General features: G+C 63.1%; 21 protein-coding genes. 20 read left to right on the forward strand and 1 reads right to left on the reverse strand.

The window, feature by feature from the left end; all coding sequences use genetic code 11:
• The first annotated feature begins 294 nt into the window (after positions 1–294).
• The 16 genes from ACERJA_RS02945 to ACERJA_RS03020 all read left to right on the forward strand — a co-directional run bounded on the left by ACERJA_RS02945 (position 295) and on the right by ACERJA_RS03020 (position 15206).
• Positions 295–1647: a cobyrinic acid a,c-diamide synthase gene (locus ACERJA_RS02945; protein ID WP_373607445.1), complete on the forward strand. Its 1353-nt coding sequence runs from the start codon at positions 295–297 to the stop codon at positions 1645–1647.
• 268 nt (positions 1648–1915) lie between these two features.
• Positions 1916–2590 (forward strand): precorrin-6Y C5,15-methyltransferase (decarboxylating) subunit CbiT, encoded by a 675-nt coding sequence (gene cbiT / locus ACERJA_RS02950; RefSeq protein WP_373606803.1) that lies wholly within the window; start codon positions 1916–1918, stop codon positions 2588–2590.
• On the forward strand, positions 2587–3456 hold the full coding sequence (locus ACERJA_RS02955) for a cobalt-factor II C(20)-methyltransferase (RefSeq protein ID WP_373606804.1): 870 nt from the start codon (positions 2587–2589) through the stop codon (positions 3454–3456). Before cbiT ends, ACERJA_RS02955 begins: the two co-directional genes overlap by 4 nt.
• Complete coding sequence (locus tag ACERJA_RS02960; RefSeq protein WP_373606805.1) at positions 3456–4400, forward strand: cobalt-precorrin-4/precorrin-4 C(11)-methyltransferase; 945 nt, start codon at positions 3456–3458, stop codon at positions 4398–4400. Before ACERJA_RS02955 ends, ACERJA_RS02960 begins: the two co-directional genes overlap by 1 nt.
• Before the next feature lie 2 nt (positions 4401–4402).
• Positions 4403–5386, forward strand: coding sequence for a cobalt-precorrin 5A hydrolase (cbiG, locus tag ACERJA_RS02965; RefSeq protein ID WP_373606806.1), 984 nt, complete (start codon positions 4403–4405; stop codon positions 5384–5386).
• The gene (locus ACERJA_RS02970; protein ID WP_373606807.1) at positions 5383–6261 is read left to right on the forward strand and encodes a precorrin-3B C(17)-methyltransferase; all 879 of its coding nucleotides are present in this window, start codon (positions 5383–5385) and stop codon (positions 6259–6261) included. The genes cbiG and ACERJA_RS02970 overlap by 4 nt, the downstream gene beginning before the upstream one ends.
• 21 nt (positions 6262–6282) lie before the next feature.
• A complete protein-coding gene (gene cobJ, locus ACERJA_RS02975) occupies positions 6283–7317 on the forward strand; it encodes a precorrin-3B C(17)-methyltransferase (protein WP_373606808.1) in 1035 nt (344 codons plus the stop codon).
• 2 nt (positions 7318–7319) lie between these two features.
• Positions 7320–7586 (forward strand): ferredoxin, encoded by a 267-nt coding sequence (locus ACERJA_RS02980; protein ID WP_373606809.1) that lies wholly within the window; start codon positions 7320–7322, stop codon positions 7584–7586.
• A complete protein-coding gene (locus tag ACERJA_RS02985) occupies positions 7583–8329 on the forward strand; it encodes a cobalamin biosynthesis protein (RefSeq protein ID WP_373606810.1) in 747 nt (248 codons plus the stop codon). The genes ACERJA_RS02980 and ACERJA_RS02985 overlap by 4 nt, the downstream gene beginning before the upstream one ends.
• Before the next feature lie 47 nt (positions 8330–8376).
• Entirely contained in the window at positions 8377–9603 is a 1227-nt protein-coding gene (locus ACERJA_RS02990) for a CbiX/SirB N-terminal domain-containing protein (protein ID WP_373606811.1), read from the forward strand.
• Positions 9604–9655: 52 nt separating this feature from the next.
• Positions 9656–10027 (forward strand): DUF3209 family protein, encoded by a 372-nt coding sequence (locus tag ACERJA_RS02995; protein WP_373606812.1) that lies wholly within the window; start codon positions 9656–9658, stop codon positions 10025–10027.
• A gap of 2 nt (positions 10028–10029) precedes the next feature.
• Positions 10030–11304: a PQQ-binding-like beta-propeller repeat protein gene (locus ACERJA_RS03000; RefSeq protein ID WP_373606813.1), complete on the forward strand. Its 1275-nt coding sequence runs from the start codon at positions 10030–10032 to the stop codon at positions 11302–11304.
• A gap of 349 nt (positions 11305–11653) precedes the next feature.
• Positions 11654–12676 carry a hypothetical protein gene (locus tag ACERJA_RS03005; RefSeq protein ID WP_373607446.1) on the forward strand — a complete coding sequence of 341 codons (1023 nt, stop codon included), beginning with the start codon at positions 11654–11656 and terminating at the stop codon, positions 12674–12676.
• 2 nt (positions 12677–12678) lie between these two features.
• On the forward strand, positions 12679–13134 hold the full coding sequence (locus tag ACERJA_RS03010; protein ID WP_373606814.1) for a hypothetical protein: 456 nt from the start codon (positions 12679–12681) through the stop codon (positions 13132–13134).
• 60 nt (positions 13135–13194) lie between these two features.
• The gene (locus ACERJA_RS03015) at positions 13195–14244 is read left to right on the forward strand and encodes a hypothetical protein (protein WP_373606815.1); all 1050 of its coding nucleotides are present in this window, start codon (positions 13195–13197) and stop codon (positions 14242–14244) included.
• Positions 14245–14294: 50 nt separating this feature from the next.
• Entirely contained in the window at positions 14295–15206 is a 912-nt protein-coding gene (locus ACERJA_RS03020; RefSeq protein WP_373606816.1) for a hypothetical protein, read from the forward strand.
• A gap of 108 nt (positions 15207–15314) precedes the next feature.
• Here ACERJA_RS03020 and ACERJA_RS03025 read toward each other — a convergent pair whose 3' ends face one another.
• On the reverse strand, positions 15315–15530 hold the full coding sequence (locus ACERJA_RS03025; RefSeq protein ID WP_373606817.1) for a hypothetical protein: 216 nt from the start codon (positions 15528–15530) through the stop codon (positions 15315–15317).
• Positions 15531–15636: 106 nt separating this feature from the next.
• Here ACERJA_RS03025 and ACERJA_RS03030 point away from each other — a divergent pair, with 106 nt between their 5' ends.
• The 4 genes from ACERJA_RS03030 to acs all read left to right on the forward strand — a co-directional run bounded on the left by ACERJA_RS03030 (position 15637) and on the right by acs (position 20962).
• Positions 15637–16068 (forward strand): universal stress protein, encoded by a 432-nt coding sequence (locus ACERJA_RS03030; RefSeq protein ID WP_373606818.1) that lies wholly within the window; start codon positions 15637–15639, stop codon positions 16066–16068.
• A 147-nt stretch (positions 16069–16215) separates the two neighbouring features.
• Complete coding sequence (locus ACERJA_RS03035; RefSeq protein ID WP_373606819.1) at positions 16216–16710, forward strand: universal stress protein; 495 nt, start codon at positions 16216–16218, stop codon at positions 16708–16710.
• Positions 16711–16797: 87 nt separating this feature from the next.
• A complete protein-coding gene (locus tag ACERJA_RS03040) occupies positions 16798–18834 on the forward strand; it encodes a cation:proton antiporter (protein WP_373606820.1) in 2037 nt (678 codons plus the stop codon).
• A 151-nt stretch (positions 18835–18985) separates the two neighbouring features.
• Positions 18986–20962: an acetate--CoA ligase gene (gene acs / locus ACERJA_RS03045; protein WP_373606821.1), complete on the forward strand. Its 1977-nt coding sequence runs from the start codon at positions 18986–18988 to the stop codon at positions 20960–20962.
• The last annotated feature ends 56 nt before the right edge of the window (positions 20963–21018 follow it).

The following is a 21018-nucleotide window of genomic DNA, read 5'->3' on the forward strand; positions in this document are numbered from 1 at the left end:
GTGTTGGACTCCATCAAGCGCTGTGGCTGGCAGATCGAGCGTCGACGGCGGCGACGAACCTGACCGAATCAGCCACGAGACCGCTTGATCGACCCGTCGTCCGATCGACGACGTTGTGACAGTCAACAGCGCCTCTCGCTGGCTACCTATAGCAACAACTGAAACTGGTTGCACACCGATCGCACAGCTGTCGTGCGATCGGGTACGCACTGACGTTCAGTGGCTACTATAGCAAACGACGGTCCCAGCATCACCGACGGATTCAAGTTCAGTTGTCCGAACGCAACTACAATGATGAACGGATTCGTCCTCGGCGGCGTCAGCTCCGGCGTCGGGAAAACGGTCGCGACGCTGTCGATTATCCAGGCACTCGAGGACGCCGGTTACGCAGTCCAGCCCGCCAAAGCAGGCCCGGATTTCATCGATCCGAGCCACCACGAGGCGATCGCCGGCCGACCCTCTCGCACGCTCGATCTGTGGCTCTGCGGTGAGGACGGGCTCCGGCGGAACTACGCCCGCGGCGAGGGCGACGCCGACGGGTCACACCCGTCTACCCGAGGGACGTCGTCCCCCGCTATCTGCGTCGTCGAGGGCGTGATGGGGCTCTACGACGGCGACGGCTCGAGTACGGCGATGGTCGCCGAAGCGCTAGATCTCCCGGTGGTGCTCGTCGTCGACGCCAAAGCAGGAATGGAAAGCGTCGCGGCGACAGCGCTTGGGTTCCAACAGTACGCCGAGACCATCGGCCGCGACATCGATGTCGCCGGCATCGTCGCCCAGCGCGCCCACGGCGGCCGCCACGAGCAGGGGATCCGCGACGCGCTGCCAGACGACCTCGAGTTTTTCGGACGGATCCCGCCAAACCCGGACCTCGAGATTCCGGACCGCCATCTCGGCCTCGAGATGGGCGCGGAGGCTGCACTCCCGCGAGAGGCGCTGCGGGAGGCCGCCGAATCGCTTGCAGCCGAGCGACTGGCCGCGGTTGCAGACGAACCGTCTGCGCCCAAGGAACCGACCAGCGCTGCCGATCCTGTCGACGCGACGGTCGCTGTCGCCGACGATGCTGCCTTCTGTTTCCGGTATCCAGCCACGCTCGAGCGGTTTCGCGAACGGGCCGAGCTGGTGACGTTCTCGCCTGTCGCGGGCGACTCCGTCCCCGACTGCGACGGCGTCTATCTGCCCGGTGGCTACCCCGAACTCTACGCCGCAGAACTCGAGTCGGCCGGCACACTCGCCGAACTCGGAACGCTGGCCAGCGAGGGACTCCCGGTACTCGGCGAGTGTGGGGGACTGATGGCCATGAGCCAGTCGTTGACGACGGCTGAGGGCGAGACGAGCGAGATGGCTGGCATCCTGCCAGCGGACGTGACGATGCACGACCGCTATCAGGCGCTCGACCACGTCGAACTCGAGGCCACCGAGGGGACGCTGACGGCCAACGCTGGCGACCGGATTCGGGGCCACGAGTTTCACTACTCGAGTGCCGACGTCGACGCCGACGCCCGCTTTGCCTTCGAGACGGTGCGCGGCGACGGGATCGACGGCGGCCACGACGGGTTGACCGAGTACAACTCGCTTGGCACCTACGTCCACGTCCACCCCGAAAGCGGGGCGTTCGATCGGTTCCTCGAGCGCCTCGAGCGGTGACGAGCGGCTTCTTTCGTGGGACCGCAGCCCGTTCTTTCGTCCCCCGACGGTCGCTGACTGCCCCCTCTCGGCCGTGACTGTGGCAGTGGTGTCGGTTCAGTTACTGGACGAGCGCTCTCTGTGGGCCTCTGAAGTGTGAACGCAACGCTGCTGGACGTTATGCTGTGCTGACCAATAGCGATTGGACTACCGCAACTACCCCTGGGCAATCGGAGTTGGGCTACAACAAACAAAATTGTTTTAGGGGCGGCCGCTGTTGCCACGGGTGATGCCACCCATCGCGCTGCCATACGACGCGAAGGCCGGACCCACGAAGCCGGAGGTTCGGGCCGTCGTCCACTCGAAACTCGCACTCGAGGACGACGACCACTTCGCGGAGGTTGGCTCCTGTACGGGAGCCATCACGATCGAAGCCGCACAGCGGGCCGCGCGGGTGACCGCACTCGAGCGGAAACCCGAACGGCTCGAGACGACCGAGCAGAATCTGGCCGCCAACGAAGACGCGACCCGGGCCGACGTCGACCTCCGGAACGTGGAAGCGCCCGCGGGGCTTCCTGACGACGCTGACGCGCTCTTTTTGGGCGGCAGTCGAAACTTCGAGGCCGTCCTCGATCACGCTGTCGACACCGAAATCGATCGCGTCGTGATGAACGTCTCGCGGCTCGAGGTTGCCGGGAAGGCGACCGAGGCTTTCCGCGAACGCGGGATTCTCGAGGAGGTCGTCCAGTTCCAGGTGAGCCACGGCTACGAACTCGCCGGCGCGACGAGTTTCAACTCGGACAACCCGGTCTACATGCTGGTCGGGAGCGCGACGCCGAGCGACGAGGACGACGACGGCAAAACGGTCGCTGCCGACGGCGGTGAGAGATCCTTGTCGGAGCAACGCTCCGACAGCGGCCGAACCGTCGCTGGCGATTCGAAGAACGGAGGGGATCAGCGATGACGCTCTACGGCGTTGGCCTTGGCCCCGGTGAAGCCGATCTCGTGACTGTTCGTGGAAAACAGGTTCTCGAGGCGTGTGACGTCGTCTACTCACCGGGTCGCCTCTCGAGAACTGTTGCCCTCGAGCACGTCGACGAGTCGAAGATCGGGGATGTGGATTTCCCGATGACGAGAGACGAGGAAAAGCTGCGGTCGGCATGGAAGGAGGCCGCCGCAGAGATCGCCCCGAACGCACGCGACGGCGACGTCGCCTTCGTCACGCTCGGTGATCCAAACGTCTATTCGACGTTCGGCCATCTGCGCCGGACGATCGATGCGTTCCATCCCGACGTTGAGTTGGAGATCGTCCCCGGTGTGAGTGCGGTCACTGCGTTCGCGACCGCAATGGGCGTCGAGATCGAAGCCGGCGCGGGACTCTCGCTTCGCGAGGCCGCAAATGGGGCCAGCCCGACAGGGCCGGATCGGATGATCCTGTTCAAAGTCACCGACGCGCCTGCGACCCACGACGGCCTCGTCGACGCTGGCTACGAGGTGACCTACGGCCGCCGACTGTTCATGGAGCAAGGCGAGACGATCATCACTGACGATCCCGAGGAGATCGACGAGCGCGACTACTATACGCTTGCCTACGCCGAGAAGGAATCCCTCGAGATCGAGCAGGCGACAGCGGCGTTCCAGCGCCAGTCTGGCACCGAAGACGAGACAGGACTGTCCTCGAGGACAGCCGAGAGCGACACCGGAAGCGACGAGAGCACTCGAGCGGAGACGACCACGGCCGGTGAGCCGGTCGGACTTGGAAGCGAACTGCACGAACTCGAGCGGTCGGAAGGGTTCGAACATGGCGACTGTGAACAACACTGGTACTGATGGGAGAGACGACACCACCCGACGAGACGACGGAGACAGTAACCGAGACGGAACCGAAACTGCGACCTGACGGTGGCGATCCCCAGGAGGCGATCGACGCACAGGGCGATCGACGCCGTGAGGGACTCGACGACCGGATCTTCGACCACAACGCCGGCGACGAACAGGACGGCATTCCGTTCGTCGGCGCTGGTCCCGGCAACCCGCGGCTGCTGACCGTTGCGGGGAAGGAACTGCTCGAGGCGGCCGACCTCGTCGTCCACGCGGGGTCGCTGGTCAACAGCGAACTGCTGGACGAGTACTGCGCCCACGCCGAACTCGTGAACTCAGTCGGCAAGGACCTCGAGGAGCTTATTCCGCTCATGAGAGACGCCTACGAGGACGGCGAGAACGTCGTCCGCCTGCACAGTGGCGACCCCGCGATTTACGGGGCCGCACTCGAGCAGATGGACGCACTCGAGCACGAGGGCGTGCCGACCTACTTCGTGCCGGGTGTCACGTCGGCCTTCGCGGCCAGCGCGACGCTACGGACCCAACTGACCCTCAACGAGGTCTCGAACCACGTCGCGTTCACTCGGCCACAGGGCAAGACGCTGACTGAGGAAGAAGACCACATCTCCGAGTTCGTGGAGATGGGCGACGTAACGACCTGTATCTACCTCGGGACACACGCCGTTCGCGATACGATGGATCGGTTGCTCGCGGACGACCACGACCCCGAGACGCCCGTTGCAGTGATCTACCACGCCTCCTGGCCTGACGAGGACGTCATCGTCGGCGACATCGGGACGATCGCGGACAAAGTCGAGGAGGCGGGCTACCGTGCGTCGGCGATGGTCGTCATCGGCGACGCCGTGACTGGTGCGGGCTACGAGCGCTCGTTCCTCTACGGTGACTGGGCGAATCGCGGTTCAAACGACGCTGACGAAGCCGAGAGTGACTAATCATGAGCACTGACGACGACAACTCGAGTACGGATACGGATTCGGGCGGCCACTGTTCGACGCCGGATTCGGACGGCGAAGTCGCCGAGGAGATTGCGATCATCTCCTTCGGGCGCAAGATGGATACCGCCGAGGAGATCAAAGCAGAGCTCGAGGATCGCTACGAGACGATCGAGATCATCGAGTACCACGGTGACGTCTTCGAGGAACACTGGGGCGAGTACGACTGCTTTATCGGCCTGATGGCCTCCGGAATTGCAATGCGCAAAACTGCGCATCTGTTAGACGACAAGTGGGACGACCCCGCGATCTGTGTCGTCGACGAGGAACTGACGTGGGCGATCCCAATCACGGGTGGCCACCACGGCGCGAACCAGGTCGCACAGGATCTGGCGACGATGGGGGCGATCCCGGCGATGACCACCGCGAGCGAGGCCGCCGGCAAACAGGGAGTCGAATCCCGCGCGAAGGCGATGGACACCCACGTCGTCAACGGTGACTCGACCGTGAAGACGAATCTCGCCGTCCTCGACGACAACCTCGGCCCCGTTGCCCGACTCGAGGGCCCCAAGGCTGTCCTCGTCGGCGACGACGTCACCGTTCTCAAGCGCAACAAAGGCGAGGGCTGCGTCATTGGCACTGGAAGCGTCTCCGGAGCCGATACGGAGTCGTTCATCGCCGCCTGGGAACGCGCGCTCGAGCAGACCGACTACGACTTCGACGACGTCGAGTTCGTCGCGACGGCGACTCGAAAGGAAGACGAACCGGGGCTGCTCGAGGCGGCCCAGGAACTCGATCTCGGCGTCGTTGCGTTTGACAAGGAAACCCTGCTTGAACACGAGGGACCGACACCGTCGAAATCGAAGGAGCTGATCGGCTGGCCCGGCGTCTCGGAGGCCAGTGCGATCGCCGGCGGGGCCGAACAGGAACTGGTCCTCGAGAAGATCGGTTACGAAAACGAGGTTACGGTGGCGATCGGGCGATGAGTTCCGAGAGCGACACCTCGGATTCGGTGGCCAACGGCACTCCTGACGACCACGGCACCCTCTACGTCGTCGGCATCGGACCCGGGCTGCCAGATCACATGACTGCAAAGGCAAAGCGAGTCATCGAGTCCTCGGAGGTCGTCATCGCCTCGAGTCTCTATCAGGAGTTCCTGCGCGACGACGGCACGCTGCCCTCGAAAGAGGCCGTCGACGACGACGGCTTCGCGACACGCGACGATGGGTTCGAACAGGAGATCGTCCGCTCGACGATGGGTCGACAGATCGAACTCGCTCGCGCGGCGTTCGACTACGTCCGCGAGGGCAAAGACGTCGCCCACGTCTCGGGCGGCGATCCGTCGGTCTACGGCAAATCGGATCTCATCTTCAAGATGGCCGAAGAGGAGGGCGCGACGGACGTGCCGATCGAAATCGTTCCCGGCCTCACGGCAGCACTCGGCGGCGCGGCGAACGTCGGCGCGCCGTTGTGTAACGACTTCTGTACGATCTCGCTGTCTGATAAGTGGCGCGGCTGGGACGAGATCGAAGAGAAACTGCGCGCAGCGGCAATTTCGGACTTCGTGATCGTCCTCTACAACTGCTGGCGAAACTACGAGAAGGCCGTCGAGATCGTCCGCGAGGAGCGGACCGACGACGCCTACGTGGCCATCGTCAACGACGCTGGCCGTGAGGATGCCGGCCGAAACGGCGAGAGCCAGTTCATCACCAGCCTCGGCGAGGCAGCCGACCACGACGACAAGGTCTCGGGGATGGGCACCTCGCTGATCATCGGCAACCACGAGACCGACACCTGGCGCAACGACGACCGAACATATCTCGTCACCCCGCGCGGCGGGCGTGACGTCGACGATTTCTGACTACCAATCACCACGACACCAATGAGTACGGACACTAACACGGACGCTGACGACGAATCGACATCGAACTGTGGCGCTTCGACGACCGACACGGAAACAGAATCCTCGAGTGGCTCCAAATGCGGTGGCTCATCGAGCGAGACCACCGATGACTCGAGTTCGAAATGCGGGGCCTCGAGTTCCAGCTCCTCGTCCTCGAGTAGCTCCAAATGCGGGGCCTCGAGTTCCGACGACGAGTCGAACGAGCAGGAAGTCGGCGCGACGATCGAGGACTTCGACGCCGAGCCCGGCCAGCTGATCGCCGTCGGCCTCGGCCCTGGCCATCCGGAGGGGATGACCAAACGAGCCAAGGACGCCCTGCACGAGGCCGACCACATCGTCGGCTACACCACCTACATCGAACTCATTCCGGACGAGATCACCGAGCAAGCCGACGACATCTACGACACGCCGATGTGTGGCGAAGTCTCGCGGACCGAGGAGTCGATCGACCGCGCGCTCGCGGGCAACGACGTGGCGATCGTCGGCAGCGGCGACCCTAACGTCTATGCGCTCGCAGGGCTGGCCCTCGAGATCTTGGAGTCCAAGGGCGCGACGGCGTCGATGGTCGACTTCGAGGTCGTGCCCGGCGTGCCGGCGGCCCAGTCCTGTGGGGCTCGGCTGGGTGCTCCCCTCGTGAACGACACCGTCTCGGTCTCGCTGTCGGACCACCTGGTTCCGATGCCCGAAATCGAGTCCCGACTGCACTCGGTCGCGAGCGAAAACTTCACGATCACGATCTACAACCCCTGGAGCCGCAAACGCCGGGAGAACTTCGAGAAGTGCTGTGAGATCCTGCTGACTCACCGTGACGAAGACACGCCAGTCGGCATCGTCCACGGCGCTGGCCGCGAGGACGAGCAGGTGATGATCACCGAACTCAGCGAACTCGAGGAGTTGGGTGAGAGTGAGATTATCGACATGACGACGACGATCGTTGTCGGCACCGAGGACACCTACGTCTGGGACGACCGGATGGTCACGCCGCGTGGCTACGAGACGAAGTACGACTACTGACCATGCCACGCTACGAAGTCACCATCGAAAAGGACGCCTGCGACGGGATCTTCGCCTGCCTGACCCGCGACCCGCGATTTATCGAGGGTACGGACGGTCTCGCGACGATCGACCCGACCGCGGATCCGGTCTACGACTGCGAGGGCGAGGTCACCGACACCGATGAACGGGTCGTCGCGACGTTCGACGACGACCGCATTGAGGAGGCTCGGCAGGCCGCGGCAGCCTGCCCGACGGACGCGATTATCGTTGAGGAGGTGGGCGAATGAGCGACAGCGAGTTGTCGACCGACGGCGATCTCGAGATCGCGGTCCCATCGGACCCGCTCGCCGGCCACCCCGCGACCGCGTACTTCTGGGGGCATGTCGCCGGCAGTGGGCGCGTGGTTCGGAGCGAAGCGAGAACCACGGACAGCGAACGGCAACGCCGTGAGCATCTCGAGGTCGTCACCACCGACGAGCACGCAGCGCAGGTGCTCGCCGCGATTGCAGGTGGCGACATCGACCACGAGACGAGCAGCCGCGAGTACGCCCACGACACGTCGATCACGCGTACCGAAGACGAGTACACGCTCTCGATCGGCACGGACGAGGATAGCGAGGAGCTGTTAGGTCGCACCACCGCACTCTCGCTGCCCGTCGACGGCCGCGGAAACTACCGCTTTGGGGCGTTCTCGAGTCACGATCGCGAACTCCTTCGCGGCCTGCTCGAGGGCTGTGGCACGATCTGTTTCAAGTCCTCGAGTAGCACCGTCGGGATCTCGTTCGTCCACGACGACCGCGCGCTGCTCGAGGCGACACAGGAACTGCTCGCCGACTGTCCGATCGACACACTCGTCGGCGAGCTTTCGGAGACGTCCTCGGGCGGCTACTGGTTCGGCGTCGACGACGATGCCGTCCCCGAGTTTGGAACGTGGCTCTACGAAGGCTGCGAGGCAACTGGCCTGTTCGCGCCGAGCCGGCGTCGAAAACTCGAGCGGAGCATCGAGCAGGCAGACGGCTACGGCGAGTAACCAGGGCCGTTCGAACAGCGTTCAGTATCCAACCATACCACCAACTGATGAGCAAACCCGACGATTCCAGATCCACGTCCGCATTCGACGACGAGGCCGTCCTCCTGGTGGGGCATGGCTCCCGTCGAGCAAAGTCGAACGAACAGGTTCGAGAGCTCGCTGCCGGCCTCGAGTCACGACTGGGGATTCCGGTCGATGCAGCGTTTCTCGAGCTGGCAGAGCCGGCGATCGATGACGCAATCGCGGAACTCGCAGCCGTCACGTCACAGGTAACTGTCGTCCACTGCTCGCTGTTCGCTGCGAGTCACGTCAAAAACGACGTGCCGCTGGCGATCGAACAGGCCCGGGCGACCCATGACGTCGAACTCAACAACGGCGCGCATCTGGGCATCCATCCGGCGATTCTGGATCTACTCGATGAGCGAGCCGCGTCGGTCGAAGCAGAACTAGGCGTCGACCGCACCGACGACGACGTTGCCGTCGTCGTCTGTGGGCGTGGCTCGAGCGATCCGGATGCAAACGGCGACGTCCACAAGCTGGCCCGACTGCTGTATGAAGGCCGCGCGTTCGACCGCGTCGAAGCGTCGTTTATCGGCGTCACTGAGCCGACGCTCGAGGATACCTTACATGGCCTCTCGAAACACCGCCCCGACGCGGTCGTCGTCCTGCCGTACATGCTCGGCGACGGCGTCCTCACCCAGCGAGTCCGGGACTGGACGGCCGAGTTCGACGACGACTACCCCTACGTCGACGCACTTGCGGGCGACCCACTTGGCACGGACTCGCGACTGCTCGACGTCTTTGCCGACCGTTGGCAGGAGGCTCGCACCGATAGTGTCGAGATGTCCTGTGACACGTGCAAGTACAAAGTCGACCTCGAGGGGTACGAGGAAGACGTCGGCGGCGCGCGGGCCATGCTCCGGGCGCTGGCTCATCAGGACGCCCACGCGGATCGAGATGACGTCGACGATGAACCACACACCCACGATGCGCCGGAAAAGCACGTCATGGTCTGTACGAACCGGACCTGTGCCGACATGGGTTCGCCCGCGGTGCTCGAGCGCCTTCGCCAGGAAGCTCGCGACTCAGAGCACTGCGATGCCCGCATTACGCGGTCGTCCTGTCTCGGTCGCTGTGGCGACGGACCGATGGTTGCCGTCTACCCTGACGGGATCTGGTACGGCGACGTCGCAGCCGAAGATGCCGAACGACTCGTTGCGGATCACCTGGATCGGGACCGCATCGTAAGCGACCTCGTCGACCAGACGCTGTAGCAGACGCATAGACACACGACCAACCTACGACCACGAAATTACAAAACTATATATGAGCTGTCACGAAATCGAAGCGGTACGACTCGGATTGATGAACGTCCTCGGCGTCGGGGACCAGAGCGCCCGCGAGCACGCGGAGAAAGAACTCGAGGGCCATCTCGAGGGCCCCATCGAAGGCCTCGTTGAGGCCGACACCCTTGCAGAGATCCAGCGCCACCTCGATGCGGCGCTGGTCGACTTGGAGGAGGAAGTCGCAGCCATGGATAGCGAGGACCCCGAGTACGATTACACCCGGGGTCGACTGCTCGAGGTCCGCAACGCAGAGCGTGCGGTCGAGCGGCTGAGTGTTCAGGGCGAGAGCATCGTCGACGGGATGGGTGAGGCCCACGACACCCTCCACGAGACGTTCCCGGTCGAGGAGTGAGCATGGCTGGAACCGCTGGCTCCGAACCAGAGCACGAGCAATCGCTCCACCGACGACCGCTTGGCGAGCTCGAACCGGCTCGCAGCCGGCACATGTGGACTCGCTCTGCGGTCGCCACGACTGACGATCTCGTCGTCACCGGCGAGTGGGACGGAACCGTAACCGCCCGCGAGGCGGACTCCCTCGAGCTCCGCTGGACCGTTACCCATCCGGATCACGCCGTCGGGATTACGACGCTTTCGGACGATGAGACGGCCGCCAGCGCTGGTGCCGTCGTCGTCGCGGGTCGCGGCGAAGCGGGAGCGATCGCGGTCTACGACGCCGAGACGGGCGAGCAACGCTGGCAGTACGATACTGCCGCGGACATCGGCACTGCGGTCAAAGACAGCGTCTTCTACCTGCCCTACGTCGTCTCGCTCGAGATGGACGGGGACCGACTGTACGCGGCCGCAAGGCGCTACGAGCGCGACGGCGAGCGTCGACAGTGGCACAGCACCGTCTACGCGTTCGATCCCGACGGCTCGGTTCGCTGGACGTACGAGACCGACGCCTCACCGATCGCGATCGATCTCGACGCCGACGGCGACCGCTTAGCCGTCGGCTACAATCGCTGCATGGGCGACCACGACAACGGGCTCGTCGTTCTCGAGGCGAACACAGGCGATCTCGAGTGGACCTGGGATCCCGGCACTGACGGCGATCGACGCGTCGGCGACGTTTCGTTCGACGGCGACGTGATCGCGGTCTCGAGTCACGGCGACAAACGGGGCTACCTGCTCGGTTCTGGCGGGGCCGAGCGCTGGGTCGTCGATCTGGCGACCGAAACAGAGGCCGACGGCGAGACGCTGTATGCGTACCCGAACCACGTCTACGCGAACGACGGCCGAGTCACGTTCGTCACTGGGAACACCTACGCCCTCGAGCGCCGCGAGACCGAGGGTCGTCATCCGAACGAGCATCGGATCGCGACGTTCGATGCCGACGGTGGCCTCCTGTGGGATGCGCAGGTTCGCGGGTTCGTCCACGGACTCGCCACCGATGGTGACACGCTCGTCACACCGTGTGCCCAGAACTTCCGTGTTCGCGACCCCGAGACCCACGCCGTTCGCTGGTTCGACCTTGAGTCCGGCCCGCACGGAACCGAGCGTCTCGAGGGCGTCGCGACCGCTGCAGCCGTCGACGGGGGGACCATCGCGGCGATCGAAGAGCCTGTCGAGTATCACGACGAGGGCGACCGGCGCGGCGAGTACGCGCTTCGCGTCGGGTCGCTCGAGTAAGGCAGTCACATGGTTGAGTATAGTAGCCACTGACCGTCAGTGCGCACCCGATCGCACAGCGGTCGTGCGATCGGTGTGCAACCAGTTTCAGTTGTTACTATAGGTTTTCGATAATTCTTGTTGCCACGGTATCTCGCCGAGAGCGTGTTCGGGCTACAGAGCGGTGTCCGTGTTGCCGTCGCACACGCAAGGCAAATCCCCACAACGCCGACTCTCGTTTGGTTTTCGTAGAATGACACCGAGCCAAGAACAAGATGGATCTGAAGACTGTTCGGATCCCGTGGTGGTCCGTGCCTGCACGAAGAACCGCCACGTCGACACGCAGGCGAGATCGCCGGACAAGAAGGTGATGACCGACGGCGGGCAGGCCGAGATGACAGCAGAAGACGAGAGCGAGGAGGGCGATGACGGTGAATCGACGTCTGAAGCGGAGACAGCCGAGGCGGAGCCGGATACCCACGAGGAGGCGGCCGAGGAAGAAGCAGCCGAAGAGGAAGCGGCTGAGGAAGAAGCAGCTGAGGAAGATGCAGCCGAAGAGGAAGCGGCTGAGAAGGAAGCGGCCGAGGAGGAAGCGGCCGAGGAAGAAGCGGCCGAAGAGGAAGCGGCCGAAGAGGAAGCGGCTGAGGAAGAAGCAGCCGAGGAGGAAGCGGCCGAGGAAGAAGCAGCCGAGGAGGAAGCGGCCGAGGAAGAAGCAGCCGAGGAGGAAGCGGCCGAGGAAGAAGCGGCCGAAGAGGAAGCAGCCGAGGAGGAAGACGAGTACCACGTCGAAGACGCCGAGGATGTCTACCAAGACGACGACACGTCCGGCGTCCTCCATCTCGATCTCGATGGGCTGTTTCTCGATCTGCTCGGCCTCGAGGTGAACCTGAACCCGGTGACGCTCGACGTCTCGGCTCGTCCGGGTGAGAACAACCTGCTCGGGAACCTGTTGTCTGCAGTGACGGGCCTTCTCGATGGCGCTGGCGGACTCTCGGACGCAGTGTCGTCACTCATAGACAAGCCGAAGGAACTGCTCAGCAGCCTGCTGGAGAAACCGAAAGCGCTCCTCAGCGGACTGGCGAGCAAGCCAAAGGAACTGCTCAGCAGACTCTTCGGTCTTGGCGGTGACGAATCGGAAACCGCTGCCGAGGAACCGGACGCTGAGACCGAATCGAAAGAAGAGACGGCCGACGAGTCCAGTGGTCGGATCGCTGCTGCTTGGAGCTGGCTGAAAGAGCAGGTACTCGGGCTCATCCCAGGCTTCCCGCTCGAAGACCTCGTGGCGACGGTCGTCAGCCAGGTAATCGAGCAACTGATCGAGCAACTCGAGCCGGATCGCGAGCAAGTCGAGTCAGACGCCCAGTCTGACGCAGCGTCACAGGCGGAGGCGTAATTATGAGTGAGCAATCGGAATCAGTGACCCAGCGGATCGACTACGGAAAGATCGCCGAGAACGTTGATGTCGATGAGCTCGTCGAGGGAACCCAGTGGGAAGACGAAATCAACGAAGAGAAGCCGCTCGGAGAAGCACTCGGCGGCCAGGTCGGCGCACTCGTCGGACGGAAGGTCGGCGAATCCGTCGGCCGGACGATCGGTGAGCTGGTCGTCGAGGAACTGCTCGGTCCCGACGAGGACGAAACAGCAGCGGAAGCCGAAGACGAGGATGAAACGGCAGCGGAAGCTGAAGACGAGGATGAAACGGCAGCGGAAGCTGAAGACGAGGACGAAACGGCAGCGGAAGCTGAAGACACCAGCGACGACGCAGAAGGTGAGGGGGAAAGCGACACAACTGCGGACGCTGACGACGCTGAGACCGCAGACGAAGACGAAACGACTGACGAGGAGGGATAATCATGTCATTGTATCAACTGTACGCCGACTGTTCGGACGTTCCGCCTCGAGGTGAGTTCGATGAGTGACGCCGGGTTGAAACAGCTGGTTGCCCAGGAGGTGAGCAATCAGGTCGCGGTAACCGATCTGCTCGGCGATGGCTCCATCGAAGACGGTATCGATGGTGGCGAGATCGGTGCCGCGGTCGGTCGCGAGTTCGGCGCTCGAGCGGGACGGGAACTGGGGTCATCGATCGGCCGCGCGATCCACGAGACGATCGCCGAGGGGATCGAAGCCGAAAAAGACCGCCAAGAGCTGCAGTCGGAGCTCACGACGGCGATCCGTGACGCCCTCCGCGAGACGGTCGACGAAAACGGCGCCAAGGAATCGGTCCAATCGCTGGCACAGGGCGCGACCGAAGGGAGTAGTCTCGAGGGACTCCTCGAGAGCGACGGAGAGGAATCTGCGGACGAGGCGGATGGAACCGACGCAGAGAGCGACGAAGCCGACGAAGAAAGCGAGGAGTCCGGTGCTCGAGCGGCGGTCGAGTCGGCCGCCAAGGACGTAAGCGAGGCCAGCGGACTCGACGATGTCCTCACGGACGATGCGGACGAATCTGGGGACGACGAGATGACGGAGGACGACGAAGCCGAGACGGAAGGCGACGGCGAACTGGACGCCGAGGAGGATGCGGCGGATGAAAGCGACGGCGAACCGGACGCTGAGGAGGATGCGGCGGATGAAGGCGACGGCGAATCGGATGCCGAGGAGGATGCGGCGGATGAAAGCGACGGCGAACCGGACGCTGAGGAGGACACGGCGGATGAAAGCGACGGCGAACCGGACGCTGAGGAGGATGCGGCGGATGAAGGCGACGGCGAACCGGACGCCGAGGGTGATGGCGAAGACGACTCCGAAACGTCGGCCGAGGATCTCGAAGGGCTCCGGAAAGACACGCTCACGGACTTTTTGGGGGTGATGTCCTACGACGATCTGCAATCGGTCGCAAAGGACGTCGGTGTGAAGGCAAACCTCAGCCGCGAGGAGATGACCGACGAAATCGTCGCGGCGGTGACGGACGACGAGTCGGACGCCGAATCGGCGGACGAGGCGGACGCGGAAGCCGAGTAATCGATCGAGGTCGCCGCCTCGAGTGCGGGTTCAGAACCGAGACACGACAGATGAGCCAAGAACTACGCGAACACGTGAACGAGGTACTGCGCGAGGCCGATGCGTCCAGCGGCTCGCTCGTCGAGACGAGCGACTCGGATGAGGACGACGACGAAGCGGCCCAGACGGACCTGCTCGAGACCGCGGCGAAGGCGAACGACCTGCTCGAGTCCGCCAGTCCGGACGACCTGCTCGAGGCAGTCGGCCTAGACACGCTCCCGGACGGGACCGAACCGGATTCGGTTCCCGAGGCGATCACGCAGGGAGACCCGGAGCACGTCGAGGAGTTACAGCGACTGGTAGCACTCTCGAAACTCGCCGACCGGGGCGATGACGAGACGCTCGAGGGAGCCGTCGGCGAGTTACGGGAATCGATCGGCGACGAGGCGGAAGGCGACGACTCCGAATCGGAGACCGACGCTAAAGCGGACACAACTGACGAGTCCGAAAGCGATGACAATAGCGCTCGAGAGACGATCGAGTCGGCCGCTGAGACCGTGAGCGAGGCCAGTGGCCTCGACGATGTCCTCGAGAGTGACGGTGACGACGCGTCGGCCAGCGGCGAATCCGATGCTGGCAGAGCAGAGACATCCAGTGAGCTCGGCGAGCAGCTTCGATCGGCAATGGAGTCCTCGTTCGACGGGATCGGTGACGACCTCGAGAACCTCCGGGACCGACTCGAGGAGGCGAGCGCCGACGCCGTCGACGGGGAAGCGGAGAGTGACAGCGAGGACGAAGCGAGCGATGACGAAGCTGACGCGGACGAAGACGACGGATTGCTCGATATCGACCTCGAATCAAACCAGGACCGCGGCACGTCCGGTGGCAGCGGAACCCGCTACTCGACAATGGCCCCGCCGCCGTCGGAGCGAGCCGATATGAAAGGGACCGCGCGTCACTCGACGATGCCCGACAAGAGCTGATCAGCCACTCGAGTCGGTCGTCGCTCCCCGGGCGGGTGCCAGACAAGAGACCGCTGTCGACACCGAGCAGGCAAAGGACCTGTTCCGGACGATCAGCGCCGTTGGCGACTACTCGTCGTTCCAGTCGTCGAGAAACAGTCGAACTCCCATCACTGGAATGAACAAGAAAAACGCCAACAGCATCATGCCGAGGAAAATCGTACTGATAAATTGCGTGGAGAGCGTTGGTGTGACGATCAGTGACGCCAGAAGAACGCCACCAACGATCGAAACGATCATCAGGATAAGGAGATCCGTGCGCCTGACCGGGACTTCCTCAGTCATACGTGAACGTACGAATCCAATCATATAGTGCTACAAGGTTTCGATTCGGGGGGTCGGGTCCGGTAACAAGGACAGGACTTACTGGGAGTATCCTGTATGAAGACGCATGTACGAGTCGATTCTGGTCGCGATTGATGGGAGCGACGCGGCACGCGAGGCCATCGCCCACGCAGTCGAACTCGCCCGACAGTTCGACGCAAGGCTGTACGGGATCGCCGTCCTCGAGAGTCGAACCGAGTACGACAACGCGATCGTCGACCCCGAAGAGGTCCGGCGACGACAGCGCGAGCAGGCCACCAGCGTGCTCGAGACGCTCGAAGAAACTGCGACTGAGGCCGGCGTGACGGTCAAAACGGAGGTCCGGACGGGTGTCCCATACGAAGAGATTCTCGCATACGCGAATGAACAAGATATAGATGCGATCGTGATGGGTGCCCGCGGCCGCTCGTCGTTCCGGCGCGCACTTCTCGGGAGCACCGCAGATCGTGTCGTCAGATCCACGACTCGCCCAGTCATGTTGATTGACGAACCGGCCTGATATGGTCTGCTGCCGTCAATTACCGCCGCTCACCAGAGACGGAGTCGGTGATCGGCTCTACATCGGTACAGCAGACCGTATGAAACGACGCCGTTCTGGGTTGTCGAAGACCGAACATTTACTTCCACTGTCGTATGAGATACAGGTATGACGCTACTCGTCCCGTTCGATGGTTCGAAGTTGGCACAAAACGCTCTCAAGAAGGCCTCCACGTTCGGTGACCTGCTCGATGAGGAAGTCGTCGTACTGACGGTCATTCCCGACGACGACGAGTACGCGCGAGAGCGAGGCTGGATTACGGCGGGCGAACCGTTCGATCTCGAGGCGATCGAAGCGGGAATGAAAACGCGAGCCGGAGAGGTTGCCCCGGAGGCGACGGTCCGGACTGAGCGTGTCAGCTCCGACGAACCGACGTCGACGTCCACAACGGATGTCGTCCGCGAAATTCGGCGAGTCGCAGGCGAGGTCGAAGCGTCGGTCGTCTTCATCGGTTCGGAGAACGCTGGCTCCGTGATCGCACCGCAGTCGAGTGTTGGAAGCCCGGTCGCAAACGACCAGCGCTACGACGTGTACGTCGTTCGCGAGCCCGGTGACTCGGTCGATCCCGAAGACATCGCTGATATCGACTCGACGATCGAGTAAGCGAGACTGTCGTGCTCGACGCCCAATGACGAACGCGGATACGAGATCCACGTCCCGTACGGGCACTGCTGACAGGAGCGCCATCTGATGGCGCCGTTTCTGACGCTTCCAGTCACCGATCCGATTCTCATCTTCGGACTGGCGATGATCGTCTTTCTGATCGCCCCGCTCGTCCTGGACCGATACCGACTGCCGGGGATCATCGGCGTTATCCTCATTGGGGCAGTCATCGGCCCGAACGGGCTCGGCGTGCTCGAGCGCGACGAGACGATCATCTTGCTCGGTGAGGTCGGCATCGTCTATCTGATGTTCGTTGCGGGTCTCGAAATTAACCTCTCCCAGTTCATCGAGTACAAATATCGGAGCCTCGTCTTTGGACTGCTCTCGTTTGTCATCCCACAGGTGGTCGGAACGGTCGTGGGCTACTACGTGCTTGGGCTCTCTGTTGGGACCGCAGCCCTGTTTGCAGCCATCTTCGCGTCCCATACACTGCTTGCGTATCCGGTGGTCAGCCAGCTCGGGATCGCGAAAACCGAAAGCATCACGGCGACGATCGGCGGCACGATCATCACCGACACGCTCGCGCTGCTCGTGCTTGCCATCGTCATTGCCGGCGCGGAAGGCGACCTCGGGGCCAGTTTCTGGCTCGAGTTGACGGTCGGACTCACACTCTTTTTCGTTGGTGTCTGGCTGCTCGTCCCCCGGATCGGACGGTGGTTCTTTCGGACGGTCGACCAGGAGAGTTATGTCGAATTCCTGTTCGTGATGGCCGTGTTGTTCGTCTGTGCCTCGCTCGCGGAACTCGCCGGCGTCGAACACATCGTTGGGGCGTTCCTCGCCGGCCTAGTCCTCAACCGGCTCATCCCAGAAAGCGGCCCGCTTATGAACCGAATTGAGTTCGTCGGAACCGCCCTGTTTATCCCCTTTTTCTTGCTGTCGGTCGGCATGCTCGTCGATGTTCGCATCCTGACTGCGGGACTCGAGACGCTGTCGATCACCGCCGCGCTCATCGGGCTCGTCCTCACGACGAAGTACGCCGCAGCCTGGCTGACGGCGTGGCGCTATGGGTACTCTATGGCGGAGACGATGGTCATGTTCGGACTGTCAGTCGGCCAGGCTGCAGCGGCGCTTGCGATCGTTCTCATTGGGTTCGACGCAGGACTGTTCGGCGAGGCAATGCTCAACGCCGTCGTCTTGATGATCCTCGCCGTCAGCGTCATCAGTCCCGCCGTCGTCGATCGCTACGGGCGAGCGATCGTCCGCATCTCAGCGCACACCGAGTACGATCCACGAACCGCACCACAGCGAGTCATGGTCCCGTTTTCACGTGACTCTCAGTACCGTGATCGACTCCTCGATCTCGCGATGATCGTTCGGAAAGCAGCGGACGAACAGCCGCTGTACACGGTCAGCATCGCACAGCCGGGCGCTCGAGCCGAGGCCGAAGTCGCTGCAATCGAATACTCACTCGAGGAGACAGCAGCGTACACTGCCGGCGCTGAAGTGCCCGTCGAGCGCCACACTCGCGTCGAGAGCAACGTCGCGTCGGGTATCGTCAGGGCTGCCCTCGAGAACCGAATCACGACGCTGGTCATCGGCTGGGACGGCACGCCGCGCCACCAGCGTCTCTTCGGCGACGTAATCGATCGGATTCTGACACAGTCGGAACAGCTCGTGTTGGTTTCACACGTCCGGCAACCGCTGAACACGACGAGTGAGATCGTCGTTATCCTCCCGCGTGGGATCGATCACAACGACGGGTTCTACGAGGCTGTCCACACGGTCGAGCATCTTGCAGAACAGATCGGTGCGCCGATCCGGGCAATCGTTGTCGATGGGAACCCCGAGCAGTTCGAGCGACTGTTCGGACTGGTCGAACCGGACGTTCCCGCGACCTTCGAACGGGTCGATAACTGGGATGACGTCTCGACTCGGCTTCGCAAAGACGTCGACGAGACGGCGCTCGTCGTCCCGATGAGTGCCCGTCGCGGAACGATGGGCTGGCAGTCGGCGCTTCGAACGCTTCCAACGGAGATTGCGACAGCGACGGATGGGAACGTTATCATCATCTACCCGGCTGTCGGCGACCGCAGCGACGACCGACAGTTCCTCCAGTTTCGGTAGCGTTCCCAGCCTGCTGGTGCGTCGAACCACGGCGTCGGTGTGACGACACGGTCGACACCGGCAGTTCCAGTGTGAGCGTCGTTCGGAACTGTCATCCGGACACCGTTCGGAGGAACGTTTATTCCGCTGACTACCTTCGGTTCGAACGATCATGGCCGATCGGAACGGGTGGGGACGCGACCGTCCCGTCCTCACCGGATCGCCCCGAAGCCCGCCGCCGTCGTTCGTCGAGCAGGCGAACGTCACGGATCCGGGGATCTATGACGAGTTCGAGGAGAACTGGCCCGAGTGCTGGGAGCAGGCAGCTGACCTGCTGTCGTGGGACCAGTCGTATGAAACCGTCCTTCGTGACGAAGAGGCCCCGTTTTACCAGTGGTTTCCGGGCGGGAAACTGAACGCCGCCGCGAACTGTGTCGACCGCCACCTCGAGTCCGGACGCAAGACCCACACTGCGATCCGCTGGGAGGGCAAACACGGCGAGCGCAAGACCTACACCTACCAGGATCTCTACGTCGCAGTCAACGAGTTCGCCGCGGCCCTACGCGATCTCGGTGTCGAAGAAGACGATGTCGTGACGATCTATCTGCCGATGATTCCGGAGTTACCGATCGCGATGCTGTCGTGTGCCCGGATCGGCGCCCCACACAGTGTTGTTTTCGCCGGGTTGTCGGCCGATGCGCTAGCCACGCGGATGGACGCCGCCGACAGCGAGTATCTGGTCACCTGCGATGGCTACTACCGCCGAGGGGATGCGTTCAACCAGAAGAGCAAGGCGGACAACGCCCAGCTCAAACTCGAGCAAGACGTCCGGACGGTCGTCGTTGATCGACTCGGCGATGACCTCCCACACGTCCTGGGGGACGACGAGTACGATTATCACGACCTTCGAGAGACATTTACGGGCGAAACGATCAAACCGGTCCCCAGAGACGCCGAGGATATGCTGTTTCTGATGTACACGTCGGGAACGACCGGCGAGCCGAAAGGCGTCGTCCACACGACAGGTGGGTATCTGGCCCACGCGGCTTGGACGAGCCATGCTGTCCTCGATGTCAAACCCGAAGACACCTACTGGTGTGCGGCTGACATCGGCTGGATTACGGGCCACTCATACATCGTTTACGGCCCGCTGGCACTCGGGACGACCACGGTGATGTACGAGGGCACGCCGGATTATCCCGATCGGGACCGACTCTGGGAGATCGTCGACCGAAACGCAGTCGACATCTTCTACACCGCACCGACGGCAATCCAGGCGTTCATGAAATGGGGGTCGGAGTACCCTGCTCGTCACGACCTCTCCTCGCTGCGCCTGCTTGGCACCGTCGGAGAGCCGATCAGTCCGCGACCGTGGAACTGGTATTACGAACACATCGGGAACGAGCGCTGTCCAATCGTCGACACCTGGTGGCAGACGGAGACAGGTGCAGTGACGGTGTCGACGCTTCCGGGAGTCAGTGAGATGAAACCCGGTGCGGCCGGCCCAGGCCTGCCGGGAATGGACATCCGCGTGATCGACGAGTCCGGAACGGAGGTCGATCCCGGCGACTCTGGCTATCTCACCATCGCCCGCCCGTGGCCAGGGATGGTCCGGACGCTGTACGACGGCGATGAGCGCTTCCGGACGGAGTACTGGGATCGCTTTTCCGATCCCGACACTGACGAGTGGCACTATTTCAGCGGTGATGCTGCTCGGGTCGACGACGACGGCTACATCACCGTCCTTGGCCGTGTCGACGACGTGATCAACGTCTCTGGTCGACGGCTAAGCACGACAGAGATCGAGAGCGCGATTACTGGCGTCGCCGGTGTCGCCGAAGCTGCCGTCGTCGGTCGCTCGAGTGAGACGAACGGAACGGACGTCTACGCCTACGTCAGCACCGAAGGTGGGTACGACGACGACATGGCCGTTCGCGAGGCGATCATCGACAACATCGAGACGGCGATCGGACCGATCGCGCGTCCAACGAACATCCTCTTTACGCCTGAACTTCCCAAGACGCGCTCGGGGAAAATCATGCGCCGGCTCCTCGAGGATGTCGCAAACGGCGAGGAACTCGGTGACACGAGTGCGCTGCGGAACCCGGAAATCGTCGGCGAAATCCAGGCTGAGATTGGCGAGGAGTGAGTTTGCGACCTCGTTTCGGAGATTCATATACTCCGAAATCGAAGCCGAGAGCAATA

The sequence above is a fragment of the Natronorubrum sp. A-ect3 genome (assembly GCF_041821125.1).
GTDB classification, from domain to species: Archaea; Halobacteriota; Halobacteria; order Halobacteriales; family Natrialbaceae; genus Natronorubrum; species Natronorubrum bangense.